Here is an 18,613-nt window from a genome sequence, read left to right as displayed (position 1 = left end):
TGTTAAACTATTTAACTCAAATGTATTATGGAAAACACTGTTTCTTTACTTTATGATATTCCTGGAAAATTCGAAGAAACACGATTCGAGAAAAACCACAATGTAATTTTTAAAAACTCAGTTGAAGCTTCAAAAGTCGTCGCTGAAGAAATAGCACAATTAATTCGTCTAAAACAATCCAATAACGAATCTTGTGTTCTTGGTTTAGCAACAGGTTCATCTCCTATTAAAGTCTACGAAGAGTTAGTTAGAATGCACAAAGAGGAAGGTTTAAGTTTTAGCAGTGTTATCAGCTTCAATTTAGATGAATATTATCCTATGACCAAAGAAAATCGTCAGAGTTATCATTATTTCATGCACGAGCATTTATTTAATCACATCGATATAAAACCCGAGAATGTAAATATTCCAGATGGAACAGTGGCATTAGAGCAACTCAATCAATATTGCACAGATTATGATTTAAAAATAAAAAAATCTGGTGGAATTGACTTTCAGTTATTGGGTATTGGTCGTACTGGACACGTAGGATTTAATGAGCCTGGTTCTCATATTAATTCGGGAACTCGAATCATAACTTTAGACCATATTACAAGAGTCGATGCATCTTCTGATTTTAATGGAATAGATAATGTTCCAAAAAGAGCCATAACCATGGGCGTCTCCACAATACTTAAATCCAAGAGAAATGTATTAATGGCTTGGGGACAAAACAAATCTGAAATAATCAAAAGAACCATTCAAGGCGATATTTCATCTGATGTTCCCGCTACTTTTTTACAGCATCATTCTAATGCGACTTTTGTATTGGATCAATCTGCTGCTTCTGAATTGACACGATTTAAAACCCCTTGGCTTGTTGGACAATGCATTTGGACACAAGAATTAAAAAGTAAAGCAATTGTGTGGCTTTGTAATGAAACCAACCAAGCAATTTTAAAACTAACGGATAGAGATTATAATAACAATGGAATGTCCGACTTACTTGCGCAAGAGGGTTCTGCTTACGATTTGAACATTAATATGTTCAATGTTTTGCAACATACCATCACTGGCTGGCCGGGAGGAAAACCAAATACTGACGATTCTAAAAGACCAGAACGCACTAATCCTGCTCATAAAAGAATTATCCTTTTTAGTCCGCACCCTGATGATGACGTAATTTCGATGGGAGGAACATTCTCTAAGCTTATAAAACAAGGTCATGATGTGCATGTGGTTTATCAAACCTCAGGAAACATTGCTGTTACTGACGACGAAGCCCTAAAATTTGCCGAAGTTTGTAACGACTTTATTGGAAAAGAGAATAACGGACTTGATTTCTCATCAGTTATCGATTCTCTCACTAATAAAAAGGAGAATGAAGTGGATTCTTTAGAAGTTCGAAGATTAAAAGGACTTATTAGAAGACGAGAGTCCTACGCAGCTACTCGATATATTGGTTTAAAAGATGAAAACACACATTTTTTAGATCTCCCATTTTATGAGACGGGACAAATTAAAAAGAACCCATTAGGAATCGATGATATTGCGATCGTTGCAGCAATCATTGCAAAAATAAAACCGCATCAAGTTTTTGCTGCGGGAGATTTAGCTGATCCACATGGTACGCACGAAGTCTGTTTGAACGCTATATTTGCAGCAATGAAACATTTAAAATCAGAATCATATATGAATGATTGCTGGCTTTGGCTGTACAGAGGCGCTTGGCACGAATGGGATATTCATGAAATTGACATGGCCGTTCCATTAAGTCCTGACGAAGTTATGATTAAAAGACATGCCATTTTATACCACCAATCTCAAAAAGACAGAGTGATGTTTCAAGGAAATGATTCAAGAGAATTTTGGGTGCGGGCAGAGGATAGAAACAAGAATACTGCAAAGCTATATGATGATTTAGGTCTTGCTCAATATGAAGCAATGGAGGCTTTTAAACGTTTTGATTATTGATCTAAATAATAAAAAATGAAACACATTGTAGTTCTATTATTTTCAGTTTGGATTGCCAATGCTCAAACGCAAAAAGAGCAATTAGACTTGATGCCATGGCCTCAAAATATAAATGTAACGGAAGGTACTTTTGCTTTAAGCAAAAAATTTAAAGTCAACATTACTGGGAATCCAAATGCGAGAATATTTATAGGAGCTACAAATTTTATCAGAAGGTTAGACAATAGAACGGGATTGTTTCTGGAACAAAATTTTATAACTAAAGTAAGCGAAATTCCCGATGCAGAACTGCAAATAAATTGCACTGGCAGCGGAAAAATAGAAATTAATCAAGATGAAAGTTATGAGCTTACAATAACTCCCAACAAAATTACGATTAACGCTGCTAATGATTTAGGGGCATTGCATGGACTGCAAACTTTATTGCAATTACTGCAAAACAATAGTACTTCCTATTATTTTCCAAATATCAAGATTATCGATTCTCCACGATTTACTTGGAGAGGGCTAATGATTGATGCCGCTAGACATTTTCAGCCTGTTGATGTTATCAAAAGAAATCTAGACGCAATGGCATCAATGAAAATGAATGTTTTTCATTGGCATTTAGCCGATGATCAAGGTTGGAGAATTGAAGTGAAAAAACTCCCTAAACTAACTGATTTGGGTTCCAATGGGAATTTTTATTCACAAGAACAAATCAAAGATGTTGTAAAATATGCAAGCGACAGAGGAATTCAAGTAATTCCAGAAATTGATGTTCCCGGACATGCTTCGGCAATATTAGCCGCTTATCCTGAAATAGGAAGTAAAGTCGATAACGGAATAGGGAGTTATGTGGTTCAAACTAATTCAGGAATATATAATTCGGCATTAGATCCTACAAATCCCAAAACATATATCATTTTAGCTGCTATTTTTGATGAAGTTTGTCCGTTATTCCCATCTAATTATTTTCATATTGGTGGTGACGAGAATAATGGAAAAGAATGGGCTGCAAATCCAAAAATTCAGCAGTTTATGAAAAAGAATAAGTTGGCAGACAAACATGATTTGCAAACTTATTTCAATATGAAATTGATTCCGATGTTAAAAATTCACAATAAAAAATTGATGGGTTGGGAAGAAATAATGACTGAAAACATGTCTAAAGATGCTATTATTCATGCTTGGCGCGGTACAAATGAAGGAGTTAAACCTGGAGAATCATTGATTCAAGCCGCAAAAAAAGGTTATAATTCTGTTTTGTCAAATGGTTTTTACATCGATCTGATGCTTAATATTGAAACTCATTATTTGAACGATCCACTGTCTAAAAATGCTAGTCTAAGTCTGGAAGAAAAGGCGAGAATATTAGGAGGCGAAGCCGCAATGTGGAGCGAACTTGTAACGCCTTTGACAATTGACTCACGCATCTGGCCAAGAACGGCAGCAATTGCTGAGCGATTATGGTCTAATGAGAGCATCAGAGATATGAATAGTTTGCGGAAGAGACTAAAAACAATTTCTTTTAGATTAGAAGAACTCGGTATTATGCATATCAGGAATAAAGAAGTAATTTTGAGAAACATTAGTAACAATCAAAATACAAACGCAATAAATGATTTTTCAAATGTTTGTGAACCGCTTAAAAATTACAAACGCAACGGTGGAGGAAAAAAATATAGAATGCATTCACCACTCACTTTATTTGCTGATGCTTGCACTTCAGACGCTTCAGATGCTTTTGATTTTAAACTTGCGACATCCAATTATTTAGAGAATAAAAATCCAGAAAATCAAATGATTGTAACCAATTTTCTGAAAAAATGGATAGTAATGAATACGGATTTGATTGCTTTAAGTGTTAATGCGCCTTTAGTTCACCAATTTTTACCTTTGTCAAAAAGTTTAAGTGATTGTTCAGCACAAATTTTACTAATAATCGATAAAAAACAAACGTTAGATAGGGATAATATAAACGCTTTATTGGAACAAGCAAATGTTAGAAGCGATGCCGATGTAGAATTAGCAGTTTTGAATGACATTAAAAAATTATTAGAAAGCAGCTTTTAAATTTTTAGTATTATTTTGATTGTCTCTTGATAGAATTGTTTTGTCAAAAATACTTTTTAAAAATCATTTCAATGTCTTATTTTTAAGGCTTCTGTAAAACAACATAGTAGTCATCAGTTTTTCTCGAAAAACAACATAAATGTTACCTGTAAATGTCAATTTCACATAAATTATCGCACTTAGCAGAATCATTAGAAGGAACACTTTTATATGATGAATTAAACAAGATTTTATATTCCACTGATGCTTCTGCTTATCGGATAGCACCTGTAGCGGTTGCAATTCCAAAATCGGAAGAAGACATAGCGAAAATAATTCAGTTTGCTTCACAGAACAAAATTTCAATCACGCCAAGAACCGCTGGAACATCTCTTGCCGGACAGACGGTTGGAAACGGAATAATTGTAGATGTTTCTAAACATTTTACAAAAATCATAGCATTTGATCAAATTAATAAAACGGTAACTGTCCAGCCCGGCGTGATTCGGGACGAGCTGAACTTATATTTAAAACCATACGGATTATTTTTTGGTCCTAACACTTCAACTTCTAATCGTTGTATGATGGGAGGCATGGTGGGCAATAATTCATCAGGAACCACATCAATACGATACGGAGTCACTCGAGATAAAATAGTAGAAATAAAAGCTATTTTGAGTGATGGAACCGCTGTTGTTTTCAAAGAATTAAGCTCAGCTGAATTTTCAGAGAAAGCAAAAGGTGACACGCTTGAAAGTGCAATTTATAAAGCAATTTATCAAGAGCTATCTGTTGTAGAAAATCAAATTGAAATCATAAAAGAATTTCCAAAACCTGAAATTCATAGAAGAAACACCGGTTATGCCGTTGATATCTTGCTTAATTCTGAACTTTTTGGAGGAACTGAAAGTACAATAAATTTAGGAAAACTGCTTTGCGGAAGCGAGGGAACTCTTGCTTTTACTACTGAAATCACATTGAAAGTAGATGATTTGCCACCTACGAATAATGTAATGGTGGTGGCGCATTTTCACACAATACAGGAAAGTTTAGAAGCGGTTGTTACAGCTATGAAACATCATTTGTACACTTGTGAAATGATGGACGATACGATACTCAACTGCACAAAATCCAATAGAGAGCAAGCCAAAAACAGATTTTTTATTCAAGGCGAACCCAAAGCTGTTATTATGCTAGAAGTGGCTTCGTATATCAGTCTGGAAGATGCCGAAAAACAAGCTGATGCATTAATTGCTGACTTGGAAAAAAATAATTTCGGTTATGCTTTACCAAAGATTTTTGGGACTGATATTGACAAAATAAACGAGTTAAGAAAAGCAGGATTAGGACTGCTAGGAAGTATCGTAGGTGATGACAAGGCAGCTGATTCTATTGAAGACACGGCTGTGGAATTAAGTGATTTACCCAATTATATTGCTGAATTTTCAGCAATGATGGAGCGTCACGGACAAAGTGCGATTTACTATGCACATGCTGGCGCGGGAGAAATTCACCTACGTCCAGTTTTGAATTTAAAAACAAAAGAAGGCTTACATCAGTTTAGAAACATTGCATCCGAAGTCGCTATTCTAGTAAAAAAATACAGAGGTTCATTAAGTGGTGAACATGGAGACGGAATTGTTCGCGGCGAGTTTTTGCCATTTATGATTGGCGATAAAAATTATGAATTATTAAAAAGAATAAAAAAAGCATTTGATCCACACACCATTTTGAATGTTGGTAAAATTGTAAATGCTTCTAAAATGGATGAAAATCTAAGAGTAGAAGCCGGCAGGGTGGAGCCTGAAATTCAAACCATTCAGGATTTCTCAGACAGCTTGGGGATTTTGCGTCTGGCAGAAAAATGTAACGGTTCTGGAGATTGTAGAAAACTGCCTTCTGCAGGTGGAAGTATGTGTCCTAGTTATCGTGCAACACGAAATGAAAAAGATACAACCCGAGCAAGAGCAAATGCGCTAAGAGAATATTTAACGCATTCTGAAAAAGACAATAAATTCGATCACGAAGAATTGTATAAAGTGTTTGAATTGTGCATAAGTTGCAAAGCTTGTGCGAGCGAATGTCCAAGTAACGTTGATGTTGCAGCATTAAAATCGGAGTTTTTATATCAATACCAAAAAGCAAATGGTTTTTTAGTGAGAAATAAAGTTTTTGCTTACAACGCTAAACTAAATGGTCTAGGAAGTATTACCCCAAAATTGACAAATTTTATCGCTAATTTACCTTTTGTCAAAAAGAGTATGGGAGTTGCACCGCAGCGAAAAGTGCCACTTCTAGCTCCAAAAACTTTTAGAAATTGGTATGAGAAAAATTGGAATCAAGCATCAAGTGATTCATTTATAAACGGAAAAGTATGTTTGTTTGTTGACGAATTTACAAATTACTACGATGTATCTGTTGGAATTGACGCATACGAATTATTGACAAAGTTAGGTTACGAAGTAATAATAGTAGATCATGAAGAGAGTGGCAGAGCGTTTATTTCCAAAGGTTTTCTAGACCAAGCCAAAGCTATTACCAATACTAATGTTGCTATTTTTTCAGGTTATATTGCAGATGATTTTCCACTAATTGGGCTGGAACCATCGGCAATTTTGACTTTTCGAGATGAATACTTGCGTTTAGCAGATAATAAAAATGCGGCAATAGAACTTGCAAAAAATGTTTTTACTGTTGAAGAGTTTTTCAAAAATGAGATTACAGCTGGTAAAATAAATGCCGATCATTTTTCAGATGAAATTAAAACGATCAAAATTCACGGACATTGCCATCAAAAATCGTTGAGTTCTGTTGAAGCTACTTTTGCAATGTTGAATGTACCAAAAAATAGTTCGGTTACCATTTATAATTCAGGATGTTGTGGCATGGCTGGATCTTTTGGATACGAGAAAGAACATTATGAAATCAGTATGCAAATGGGCGAGGATACTTTGTTTCCAAAAATTAGATCAACAGCAGCAACGACAGAAATTGCAGCGGCGGGAACAAGTTGTCGTCACCAAATTTTTGATGGAACAAGTAGAAAAGCTTTACATCCAGTTACAATTTTGCGAGGATGTTTAAAATGAATTGATCTAAGATTGATTTCTCTTCTAAATATCAAATGCTTATAGAATAGTATTAAACTTAGCTGATCTAAAATTAAATAGTACAGAATTTTAATTTGCTCGAACTATATTTAGAAGAGATAAATAGTAATCAAGACCAAAACATGAAAAAAACAATTTTTACAACTGTACTTTTATCTGTATTGTTATGTGCCAATGCGGCAAAGATTGACACGATTCAAGTTTACAGCACTGCAATGAAAAAAGAGATTAACTCGTGCGTAATCACTCCCGATAATTACGAAAAAGCTAATAGAAATTTTCCGGTAATTTATTTATTACATGGATATGGTGGAGATTATGCTACATGGGTAAAGAATTTTGCAGACGTAATGACGCAAGTTGACAAATACAATTTTATTGCCATTGGTGTAGATGGGAATTATTCTAGTTGGTACTTCGATAGTCCTATTGATCCTGCTTTTAAATATGAAACGTACATAATTCGGGAGTTGATTCCTTTTGTTGATCAATCATATAAAACCAATGCAAGTCCTAATGGTAGAGCAATCACAGGTCTCAGTATGGGTGGACATGGAGCGTTGTATTTATCATTTAAACATCAGGACGTATTTGGTGCGGCAGGAAGTATGAGTGGAGGAGTGGACATTCGACCATTTTCAGAAAAGTGGGATTTGAAAAAACGACTGGGTTCCATAACTGATTTTGCTGAAAATTGGGAAAAAAACACAGTGATTAATATGATCAATTTATTAAAAAGTAATAAACTAAAACTTATCATAGACTGCGGTGTAGACGATTTTTTTATTGAAGTAAATAGAAATTTACATCAAAAGATGTTGACTCTTAAAATAAATCATGATTATATTGAACGTCCGGGAGCACACAATGACGAATACTGGGACAACTCCCTAAAATTTCAATTCTTGTTTTTCAGTAATTTTTTTAATAGTGTTACAAATTAAATCAATAAGTAATTATGAAATTTTTATATTCTAAAATCTTATTTGTCTTTGCAATCGCAACTTGTTTTGGACAACAATTAAAGCAAATTCCTGATATAAACTTCGTCCATCTCACTGATTTACATGTGTCTGTTGGTAACGATAATGATTTTCTACTTCAAAAAATAATCAAAGAAATTAACGATTCTAAAAACGAATTTGTTGTAATAACTGGAGACTTAACTAATCGCGGTGATGATGATGAGCTCAATCGAGTTCACACGATACTTACTGATTTAAAGATTCCATATTACGTTATATCTGGGAATCATGAGACCACATGGAGCGAAAGTGCGGGCTTGACTTACAAAAAATTATGGGGCGAAGACCGATTTGTTTTTTCAAAAGGAGATTATCTTTTTGTAGGTTTTCCTTGCGGCCCTTACATGAAAATGGGTGATGGTTTCGTAAAAAAAGAAGATATTCTTTTGCTTGACAAAACCATTGAAGAAAGTCTAGAAAATAGTAATAAAAAAGTTCTAAGTTTTTCTCACTATCCATTGGATAACAGTCTAAGCAACTATAAAGAAGTTCTTTCTGTTCTAAAAAAATATCCTGTTGTTGCTAATTTTTGCGGACATGGACATACTTTGAAAAAATATAATTTCTCAGGTTTGAGCGGTCTAATGGGAATATCAATAATTTCACGAGACGGCAAAACCAGGAGTTATAATGAAGTAGTAATCAACAATGATAGTATTAGTGTTTATCACAAAAAAATAGATGAGAAAGCTGTTTTTACTCATTCCGTTTCTACTAAACCCTCTACTATTGTAATTGAAAAAGAGTCTGAACTAAATCAAATAAAGGCTTTTGCCAACGATATCGCATCTATTTATAGTGTTCCATCTTTCGATAAAAGAAATATTTATTTTGCGAATTCACTAGGAACAATTCAGTCCGTTAATTTGAAAAATAAGAAAGTTAATTGGCAAATTGAAACAAGAAATTCGATTTATTTCCAACCAATAATTGTAAAAAACAATCTTATTGTTGGGGACATTGAGGGAAATATTATGGCATTTGATAAACAATCGTCAAAACAAAAATGGATAAGAGCAGTTGAAGGCATTCTAGTTGGATCTCCAATTGTTGAAAACGAAAAATTATATGTAGCTAGTTCCAGAAAATTTATTTGTCTTGATGTTAACAACGGAAAAGTAATTTGGGAGAATAAATTGCCACAATCTTATTCACAGGGAATACCATTGATTCATCAAAACTCTATTATTTTTGGAGCTTGGGATACTTTTATTTATTGTTTAGATAAAAATACGGGCGGACTTCTGTGGAAATGGAACAATGGAAATGAAAAACAAGAATTATATTCTGCTGGAAATGTAGGCGGAGTTTCGTCAAATAACCGACTCTATTTTGTAACTCCGCAACGATTTTTGACAATTTTGGACATAAATACAGGAAAAACCTTGTTGAGAACCTCCAAATGGAAAGTTCGTGAATCGATGGGGAAAAGTCAAGATGGAAAATTCTTTTATGCTAAAACAATGGACGGCGAATTGTTGAGATTGCCTTTAAGTGATGATCTTGAATTAACAGAAGAAAATTTAGTAAAAGAAAGTAGAATTCTGGATTTAAAAATAGGATACGAACACAATCCGGCAGCAATTCTAGAGAATAATGGTAAAATTTATCTAGGAAGCCGCAAAGGTGAAGTTGTAATTGTTGATGCTAATAAATTTGAAGTTATAAAAACATTGAATTTGGGCACTTCAAGTGTAAATGGATTTACGACTGACGATAATGGAACTGTTTGGACTTCGCTCATTGAAGGGGGGATTTATCGATTAGAATAAATTTGTAAAAAATAATTTGATTCTGATTTTGTTTTACTTTAATAACAGTCTACATCGTTTAATTTGATTTAAAAAAACGTTAAAAAAAATGCGCACTCGTTTCTTTCAGAACTCAATTTGTTTTATATATTTGGTTTTTCTTGAATAACATTTCTATTTTCACAAAATAAGTTCTTGTTGTTTGTAAGAAATTAATTTTAAAAAGATAAAATTTATAATATGGGTTTAATTGGTTTATTTAGAAAAAAAACGGTACAAGATATTTTAAAACAAGTTGAAAAAAATAATGCTGACGGACACAATTCACTAGGTAAACATTTAACTGCAAGAGATTTAACTGCTTTTGGAATCGCAGCAATCATAGGTGCTGGTATTTTTAGTACCATTGGAAAAGCAAGCGCAGACGGTGGTCCAGCCGTTATTTTTCTTTTTTTATTTACTGCTATTGCTTGTAGTTTTGCCGCTTTCGCTTATGCCGAATTTGCTTCGATGGTTCCTGTTTCTGGGAGCGCTTACACCTATTCTTATGTTGCTTTTGGAGAAATTATAGCCTGGATTATTGGTTGGGCATTGATTATGGAATATTCTGTGGGTAATATTACCGTCGCGATTTCTTGGAGCGATTACTTTACTGGATTACTCGAAAGTGGCGGCCTAAACTTACCACAGTGGGTTCAAATGGATTTTTTATCTGCTTCAAGAGGTTTTGATGAAGCAACAGCATTAATGCAAAGTGGAAAAGAATTCTCTAAATTAAGTCCGGCTTTACAAGATGCTTTTACAGCTTGGTCAACTTCGCCTGCTATTGGCTCATTTCATTTTGTTGCTGATCTTCCTGCTTTATTAATTATCGTTTTGATTACTGCGTTGATTTATCGCGGAATGAAAGAATCGCGTAACGCAAGTAATATCATGGTGGTGGTAAAAGTGTGTATTGTACTTTTAGTAATCGCTGTTGGTGTATTTTATGTAGATACTGCCAACTGGGATCCTTTTGCACCAAACGGAGTTACTGGAGTTCTAAAAGGAGTTTCTGCTGTGTTTTTTGCCTACATAGGTTTTGATGCTATTTCAACAACTGCCGAAGAATGTAAAGATCCACAGCGTGATTTACCTCGAGGAATGATGTGGGCAATTATCATTTGTACTATTTTATACATCGCTATTGCGTTAGTATTAACTGGAATGGTAAATTATAGTTTATTAAATGTGGGAGATCCTCTAGCTTTTGTTTTTGAAAAGTTAGACCTAAAATGGATGTCGGGTATAATTGCGGTGAGTGCAGTTGTAGCTATGGCAAGTGTTTTATTGGTTTTCCAAATGGGTCAACCGCGTATCTGGATGAGTATGAGCCGAGATGGCTTATTGCCAAAACGTTTTTCTAAAATACATCCTAAATTTAAAACACCTTCTTACGCTACTATAGTTACTGGCTTTGTTGTCGCGGTTCCAGCTCTGTTTTTAAACTTAACATTGGTGACAGACTTAACCAGTATTGGGACGCTCTTTGCCTTTGTTCTAGTTTGTGCTGGAGTTTTAGTGCTTCAAAACCGCACAGATATTCCGCGTGGAAAATTTAAAACACCGTACGTAAATTCTAAATTTATTTTACCTGTTTTAATCATTATTGGATTGGTATTCGCTTTTGGTTACAACAAAAAAGCGACTATGGATTTTATTAATAATGAAACTCAAATTAATAGTTCAGAGGCAATTATTACTTCATTAAATAAAGAAGAAACCCAAAAAGTATATGCTTATTTAGTTAGAATAGATCCTAAAAACAGCACAGATAAAACTCCCGATTTAGAACTTTTATTAGGTCAATACCATAGCGATGATACAAAATATGCAAATGTAATTGCAGGTTTACCAATTGCCGATTCAGTAAAATATGAAAGCGGATTTAGCTTATTTAAACACAAAATTCCAATGTGGATTTTTCTTTTTGTCTTAGTTGGTTTAGTTGTTTGGTCTTTCAAATCCAACTTATCATTGATCCCGATATTGGGTCTAATTAGTTGTTTGTACTTGATGGCTCAACTTAGCGTTTGGAACTGGATTTATTTTGGAATTTGGTTGCTGATAGGTTTAGCAGTCTATTTCAGTTTTGGTCGAAAGCATAGCAAATTGAATATTTAATTTTTTCAAAATCTTCAAAACCGTCTTTGTTAAAACTAGACGGTTTTTTTATTTAAATTAGAATTAATGGCAAAGCTATTTTCATTGAAACTGAAATTGATTTTGCCACCTGTCAGTACTTATTTGTCACGCTGGAAGCGTCCCAATGTTATCGAGCAACTCAAGTGTAAAGAACTAAGCTCAATAACAAATATATAACGTATCCCTTTTCATATCGTTTTGTGTAATTCTTTAAACAATTAAAGATCTTACAGCAACTTAAAAAGTTTCAAAAACCGTTCAAAACTTAAAAAATCAGCAAAATCTAATTTTATAAAAACTGCTTTTTATTGATTTTTATTGTCATATTGCTGTTGCAAAATACCTTTAAGAACCACTATTTTTGAGAGTTAAATTTAATAGCAGTAAAGCATGAGAATTTTACATACAGCCGATTGGCATTTAGGAAAAAAATTAGATCATTTCTCTCGTTTAGAAGAACAGAGGATGGTAATGGATGAAATATGTAACATCGCCAACGATCAAAATGCAGACCTAATTATAGTTGCTGGTGATTTATTCGACACTTTTAATCCGCCAGTTGAGGCTGTTGATTTACTTTATAAAACGCTTAAAAAATTGACTAATAATGGAAAACGACCTGTAATTGCAATTGCGGGTAATCACGATAGTCCAGACAGAATTGATGCGCCAAATCCGCTTGCACGGGAATGCGGAATTCTATTTGTGGGTAATCCCGATGTTACAATTCCGAAAATGACGATTGACGAAGGATTTGAAATCACGCAATCAGAAAATGGTTTTTTAGAAATTAAATTACCTCAATATATTTTTCCAATCCGAATTATAACTACGCCTTACGCAAATGAAATGCGTCTAAAAACTTATTTAGGTGCGGATAATAAAGAACAGCAGTTAAACCAATTGCTACAAACTTCTTGGGCTAAACTAGCTGATAAATATTGCGATACAAAAGGCGTAAATATTTTGACAACTCATTTGTACATGCTCAAGCGTGGCGGCGAAATCCTTGAAGAACCTGATGGTGAAAAACCTTTGCGAATAGGAAACGCAGATATTATTTACACAGATTGTATTCCGCAGCAAATTCAATATACTGCGCTCGGACATTTACACCGGTATCAAAACGTAGGAGGACATTGCAGTCCTGTGGTTTATTCCAGCAGTCCCATATCATATAGTTTTTCTGAAGCGGATCAGCAAAAAAAAGTTGTACTAATTGAAGCTCAACCCATCGAAGAGGTGAAATATACTCCAATTTCAATTGTATCAGGTCGCCCTTTACACAGAAAACGATTTGATACTATCGATTTGGCTATTGAATGGTTATTGGCAAATCCGTATTGTTTAGTTGAACTGACGTTGGTTAGCGATACTTTTTTTGCAAATCAGCATTTAAAACGAATACACGAAAGTCATGACGGAATTATTTTTATAATACCAATAATTCGAAATGAAACCAACCAAGAGCTAAAAATGCCAAAAGTAAATTTAGATCAAAATATCCAAGGATTGTTTGCTGATTACTTTCAGTCTAAATACAAACAGCAACCCAATGAAGAATTAAAGGATTTATTTAATGAAATTATAGGAAGTCAAGCTAAAAACGAATAATCTAAAACGTCATGTTACCACTAAAATTAAGTATTACTGGTTTGTATTCCTATCAGAAAAAGCAAACAATTGATTTTGAAGAATTGACTGATGCTGGTTTATTCGGAATTTTTGGCGCTGTGGGTTCTGGTAAATCCTCTATTTTAGAAGCTATCGGGTTTGTGCTCTATGGTGAAACAGATCGGTTGCATAAAACTGACAGGCGTGCGTACAACATGCTAAATTTAAAATCGGATAGAGCTAATATTGAATTTGATTTCGTGAATTTTGAAGAACGTAAATTCAAATTTGTAGCCGATTGGAAGCGCAAAAAGCGTTTTGAGGAAACGACTTCCATCGAGCGATTGGCTTATGAATGGAAAGAGGAAACGTGGATTCCTATGACTTCTGCTGATGCAACATTAATTATTGGATTGACCTATGAAAACTTTAGACGCACCATTATAATTCCGCAAGGAAAATTTAGTGAGTTTTTGAGTTTAAAAGGCAAAGAGCGGTCCGATATGATGAAAGAGATTTTTTATCTTCAACGTTTTGATTTGGCTTACAAAGTTGCAAATGCGCAAAGTGTTACAAGAACGGAGCTAGATCTATTAAAAGGTGCCTTAACCGGTTTCGAAGCAATTTCTGCTGAAACAATCTCAGTTTTAGAAAATGAAGTTTCTACTGCGGAAAGCGAGTTACAAAAAGATAAAGCCGTTTTAATTTTGGCTGAAGCCGAACTTCAAAAATTAACTACGCTAAAAAAGAACTTTGAGGATTTAGAGAAAAAGAAAGTAATTCTTGCTGAATTAATGGTACAAAAGCCAGATATAGATACTTTACAACATGAGATTATTACTTATGAAATCACCGAGAAAAACTTCAAAGCTATTTTACAGGAACTAAAGTTGGGCAAAACTGTTTTGGATAAAACAAAAGAACAATTACTAAATGTTGATAATAATAAAACTGCTTTAGAACAAAACAGAAAAAACAATCAAATTGTAATTGATGGATTGCAACCACAATTTGATCAATTAGAAGTTTCTAAAAAAAGAGTAACTGATTTAGAATCGATTGAAAAAGTTTTAGGATTGCAGATAGACTTGGCAGCAATTGAAAAAAAGATTGCTAATGCTACCGTTTTTTCATTGGAAAGTGAAAAAAAAGAAAACGAGCTTAAACAAAATTTGACAATAATTCATGCGGATTTACTCAGTTTGAAATCAAAAAAATTGGATGGAAATATATTGTTAGAAGTTGGTAACTGGTATAATTTACAAGAATCAAAACAATCACAACTGGCTACGAAAGTAGATAGAATTAAAATAATCGAAGAATATGTCGTGACTCAAAAGGTTGCATTTTTAGATTTGGCTTTACCTCTCGAAAATTGGAAAAAGCTCTTAGATGAAAAAAAAGAAGTGGTTCACAATGATAAAACAATTGCTTTTTCAAATAAAACCAAACTATTGGTATCCAAGGAATTGGCTCATTTTACTAATAGTTTACATGAAGGTGAAAACTGTCCGCTTTGTGGATCGCTCGAACATCCTAATGTGATGGTGGCTGAAGATGTTTCAGAAGAACTAAAAAATAATGAAGCAACCATTTTACGATTGGTAAACCAAGAAAAAGAGTTCGTCTTACTGGAATCAAAAGCTAATAAAATAGATTTAGCCATTGCGCATGCGGTCGAGCAATTACAAATTACGTTGGCTGAAAAAGCAGCGCTAGAAAGTGAGTTTACACTTCATTTATCGAATTTTATTTGGAAGAATTTTAACGCTGTTGATAAATCGGTTTTTTTAGATACAAAACAACAGCAACAACTCATTGAAAACAAGATATCTGAAACGGAAGTAAAAGAAAATAGTATTCGAGTTCAGCAGCAGAAAACAGCTAACGAATTGAAAACTCTGTCGGCAGAAAATGCAATTCTATCAAGCGAGAAAGCTGCAAAAACAGCAACGTTGACCAATGAATTATCTCAATTAAAAGTTGTAGATTTTGGTGATTATGAGAAATCTGCAATAATAAATATTCAAGAGGAAAAAAATAAGTTGAACCAGCAAAATAACCGTATTGCAACCGAATTTAAATTAAAATCGGATGCAATTACTTTGCAAAATATTGAATTGGCAGGTTTAGAGGGGACTTTGAATTTAATACAGCAGCAACTTATCTCCTATCAAAAAGCGGTACAGGAAATCCAGAAAACAATAGCTATTCTTTTGCAAACACATCACTTTGATTCTGTTGAAATCGTTAACAACATCCTGGAAAAAACTTGGGATATCGCTTTCGAAAAAAATAGAACAAGACAATTTGCAATTGATTTGAAAGTAGCCGAAAACGCTTTTGCGCAAGCGGAAGAATTAGTTTTGAACCAAATTTTTACAAGTCGAGAATTTGAAGACTTCATTAATACTGTCGCTGTTAGAAAGGAAAAATTTGAAGTGCAGTTAGGAATAGTCTCTAAAGTTCAAGATAACTTGAAACGCATAACAGCTGCTTTTGCTGAAAAAGCTGAATTGTTACAGCAGTTCGAAGTGCTAAATAATCGATTTATTAACCTAGGAATTCTAGCAAATATGTTTAACGCAAGCGGTTTTGTCAACTATGTTTCTAGTATTTACTTACAAAATTTATCTGATGTTGCCAACGTACGTTTTCATCGAATGACTAAAAATCAATTGAGCTTGACAATTAATAGCTCTAATGAATTTGAGGTTATCGATTATCTTAATAATGGTGCATCGCGCAGCGTTAAAACACTTTCGGGTGGTCAAGGATTTCAGGCTTCTTTGTGTTTAGCTTTAGCATTGGCGGAAAGCGTTCAATCCCTAAATAAAAATGATAAAAACTTCTTTTTTATCGATGAAGGTTTTGGAACCCAAGATGCTGAAAGTATTTCGATTGTTTTTGAAACACTTCAATCCTTACGAAAAGAAAATAGAATTGTAGGTATTATTTCGCACGTAGCTGAATTACAAGAGCGGATTCCGCGTTCTATTACCATTGTCAACGAGGACGGAAAAGGAAGCAAGGTAATTACAAACTGGAATTAAAATTTTCACTTTAGTATAAAGTTAGTACGGTTTTGCAGTTATGGATAATAACTCATTAGATGCGTGATTTATATAAGTAACCGTTTTAATAGTATAACATAAACACTATTTTTAAAATCTATCTTTGCAAAATAATAGCAATTTTATTTTAATTTTAAGATAGAAAATTCTGGCCTGTCTTTTAAAATAAAGAGGTTATTCAAGAAATTTTATATAAAACATAAGTAAGAATTGAATTTTTTTATGCAATGCAGCATTGCGAATTTATTAACCAAATAAACATTGCTTGTCTTAGTGGGCAACTTAACAGTTAATAGCTAGTAGGAATACACATTTCAAGTAGTATGAGGCGTAACTAGTTATTAGCTGCGCCTTTTATTTTAGAAAAATCCTGGTACACATGATAAATATCAAAAAAGAAGGCATTATTCTTGAAAAGACCGCACTCTTATTTGAAAATGAAAGCGTTCTAAATCCTGCGATAATGCAAGAAGGTAACGTAATTCACATGTTGTATAGAGCTGTTCGAGCTGGGAATTATTCAACAGTTGGTTATTGTAAATTGGAGGGTGCAACAGAAGTTGTTCAAAGAAATAACAAACCGTTACTGATACCTTGTTGCGAAGAAGCCTCAAATGGGATTGAAGATCCGCGCATTGTAAAAATTGACGGTATTTATTATATTACATACACTTCTTTTGATGGAATTAATGCATTAGGAACTTTAGTTACTTCATCTGATTTAGTCACTTTTACTAATCATGGAATCATTGTTCCGCAGTTTACTTTTGATGAGTTCCAGCGATTAGCAGAATGTACTAATCTAGTTAACGCTAAATATTTTAGGCATGTGCGCCACTTTAACAGAAGCAAAAAAGTATTTATTTGGGACAAAGATGTGATTTTTTTTCCACGAAGAATTAATGGTAAATTGGCTTTTCTGCATCGCATTCGGCCTGGAATACAACTTGTTTTAATTACTAGCTTAGAGGATTTAACTAGAGAATTTTGGAATAATTACTTTTTACATTTTAACGAACATATAATTCTTGATCCGGTTGGTTCACATCATGAGTCAAGTTTTACAGGCGGTGGATGTCCGCCAATAGAGACAGAAGACGGATGGATACTAATTTACCATGGTGTTTTTGATACTTCAGAAGGTTATATTTACTCGGCGGCCGCTGCATTACTAGATCTTGAAAATCCAACAAAAGTAGTTGGTAGATTACCCTATCCATTAATTTCTCCTGAAATTGATTATGAAATAAATGGTATTGTAGACAATGTTGTTTTCCCCACTGGAACAGCACTATTTGATGACAAACTTTACATTTATTACGGTGCTGCCGATAATTGTATTGCTTGCGCTTCATTAAGTTTTAGTGAACTATTAAATGAACTCAAATTAAATCCAGTTGTTGAGGAAAACAATTAAATTTCATCCGATTCCATAAAATATTTTACCATAAAATATTTGCCGGTTTTACTTTTAATGCTGTAAACCCAGATTTAGATAAGGAGATGCTAGAATCAGTCCCAGTATGCGAAATTTTTTGGGAGTTTATATCTTAGATGTAGAGTCAATGCACACCATTATTTATACAATTAGCGATCGTGCAATAACAACAAGTTTAATAACGGCGGGTTCAGTGTATATACTTTACGTTTTATGAACGGTAATAATGAATCTCATTCTGCAAAATTTCACTGTAAACCAAAATTAGTCTCACATGTTATTGAGTGGGACAAAGCTCAGAAAATCTAAATGAAAAAGTCCGATTTCCAAAGTCAAGATTTATAAGAGGTGATAAATTCTGCTAATTTTCAACATTCAGATCTTGGCGTTCAAATAATTTCAGGTACAAGGGAACATAAATTTGATTATG

The 18,613-nt window shown here is 33.8% G+C and carries 9 protein-coding genes; all 9 read left to right on the top strand.

What is annotated here, in order from left to right; all coding sequences use genetic code 11:
* The first annotated feature begins 27 nt into the window (after positions 1 to 27).
* The 9 genes from nagB (at position 28) to BUB42_RS11380 (ending at position 18,162) form a co-directional block, all read left to right on the top strand.
* On the top strand, positions 28 to 1,953 hold the full coding sequence (nagB, locus tag BUB42_RS11420; protein WP_073020436.1) for a glucosamine-6-phosphate deaminase: 1,926 nt from the start codon (positions 28 to 30) through the stop codon (positions 1,951 to 1,953).
* A 15-nt stretch (positions 1,954 to 1,968) separates the two neighbouring features.
* On the top strand, positions 1,969 to 4,008 hold the full coding sequence (locus BUB42_RS11415; protein WP_073020434.1) for a beta-N-acetylhexosaminidase: 2,040 nt from the start codon (positions 1,969 to 1,971) through the stop codon (positions 4,006 to 4,008).
* Positions 4,009 to 4,160: 152 nt separating this feature from the next.
* A complete protein-coding gene (locus tag BUB42_RS11410) occupies positions 4,161 to 7,076 on the top strand; it encodes an FAD-binding and (Fe-S)-binding domain-containing protein (protein ID WP_073020432.1) in 2,916 nt (971 codons plus the stop codon).
* Between the two features lie 143 nt (positions 7,077 to 7,219).
* Positions 7,220 to 8,041 carry an alpha/beta hydrolase gene (locus tag BUB42_RS11405; RefSeq protein ID WP_073020430.1) on the top strand — a complete coding sequence of 274 codons (822 nt, stop codon included), beginning with the start codon at positions 7,220 to 7,222 and terminating at the stop codon, positions 8,039 to 8,041.
* A gap of 14 nt (positions 8,042 to 8,055) precedes the next feature.
* Positions 8,056 to 9,894 carry an outer membrane protein assembly factor BamB family protein gene (locus tag BUB42_RS11400; protein WP_073020428.1) on the top strand — a complete coding sequence of 613 codons (1,839 nt, stop codon included), beginning with the start codon at positions 8,056 to 8,058 and terminating at the stop codon, positions 9,892 to 9,894.
* A gap of 219 nt (positions 9,895 to 10,113) precedes the next feature.
* Positions 10,114 to 12,036, top strand: coding sequence for an amino acid permease (locus BUB42_RS11395; RefSeq protein ID WP_073020427.1), 1,923 nt, complete (start codon positions 10,114 to 10,116; stop codon positions 12,034 to 12,036).
* A 411-nt stretch (positions 12,037 to 12,447) separates the two neighbouring features.
* Positions 12,448 to 13,671: a metallophosphoesterase family protein gene (locus BUB42_RS11390; protein ID WP_073020425.1), complete on the top strand. Its 1,224-nt coding sequence runs from the start codon at positions 12,448 to 12,450 to the stop codon at positions 13,669 to 13,671.
* Positions 13,672 to 13,682: 11 nt separating this feature from the next.
* The gene (locus BUB42_RS11385) at positions 13,683 to 16,724 is read left to right on the top strand and encodes an AAA family ATPase (RefSeq protein ID WP_073020423.1); all 3,042 of its coding nucleotides are present in this window, start codon (positions 13,683 to 13,685) and stop codon (positions 16,722 to 16,724) included.
* A gap of 400 nt (positions 16,725 to 17,124) precedes the next feature.
* Positions 17,125 to 18,162 carry a glycoside hydrolase family 130 protein gene (locus tag BUB42_RS11380; RefSeq protein ID WP_073020411.1) on the top strand — a complete coding sequence of 346 codons (1,038 nt, stop codon included), beginning with the start codon at positions 17,125 to 17,127 and terminating at the stop codon, positions 18,160 to 18,162.
* Positions 18,163 to 18,613: the final 451 nt, after the last annotated feature.

The sequence above is a fragment of the Flavobacterium micromati genome (assembly GCF_900129585.1).
Lineage (GTDB): Bacteria > Bacteroidota > Bacteroidia > Flavobacteriales > Flavobacteriaceae > Flavobacterium > Flavobacterium micromati.
Note: the sequence above shows the minus strand (reverse complement) of the source record. Positions and strands in the feature narration are given on the sequence as shown.

Coding starts and splice junctions, on each gene's coding strand:
- BUB42_RS11385 (WP_073020423.1), top strand. CDS start 13,683: ATGTTACCACTAAAATTAAGTATTACTGGTTTGTATTCCTATCAGAAA.
- BUB42_RS11410 (WP_073020432.1), top strand. CDS start 4,161: ATGTCAATTTCACATAAATTATCGCACTTAGCAGAATCATTAGAAGGA.
- BUB42_RS11390 (WP_073020425.1), top strand. CDS start 12,448: ATGAGAATTTTACATACAGCCGATTGGCATTTAGGAAAAAAATTAGAT.
- BUB42_RS11380 (WP_073020411.1), top strand. CDS start 17,125: ATGATAAATATCAAAAAAGAAGGCATTATTCTTGAAAAGACCGCACTC.
- BUB42_RS11405 (WP_073020430.1), top strand. CDS start 7,220: ATGAAAAAAACAATTTTTACAACTGTACTTTTATCTGTATTGTTATGT.
- BUB42_RS11400 (WP_073020428.1), top strand. CDS start 8,056: ATGAAATTTTTATATTCTAAAATCTTATTTGTCTTTGCAATCGCAACT.
- BUB42_RS11395 (WP_073020427.1), top strand. CDS start 10,114: ATGGGTTTAATTGGTTTATTTAGAAAAAAAACGGTACAAGATATTTTA.
- nagB (WP_073020436.1), top strand. CDS start 28: ATGGAAAACACTGTTTCTTTACTTTATGATATTCCTGGAAAATTCGAA.
- BUB42_RS11415 (WP_073020434.1), top strand. CDS start 1,969: ATGAAACACATTGTAGTTCTATTATTTTCAGTTTGGATTGCCAATGCT.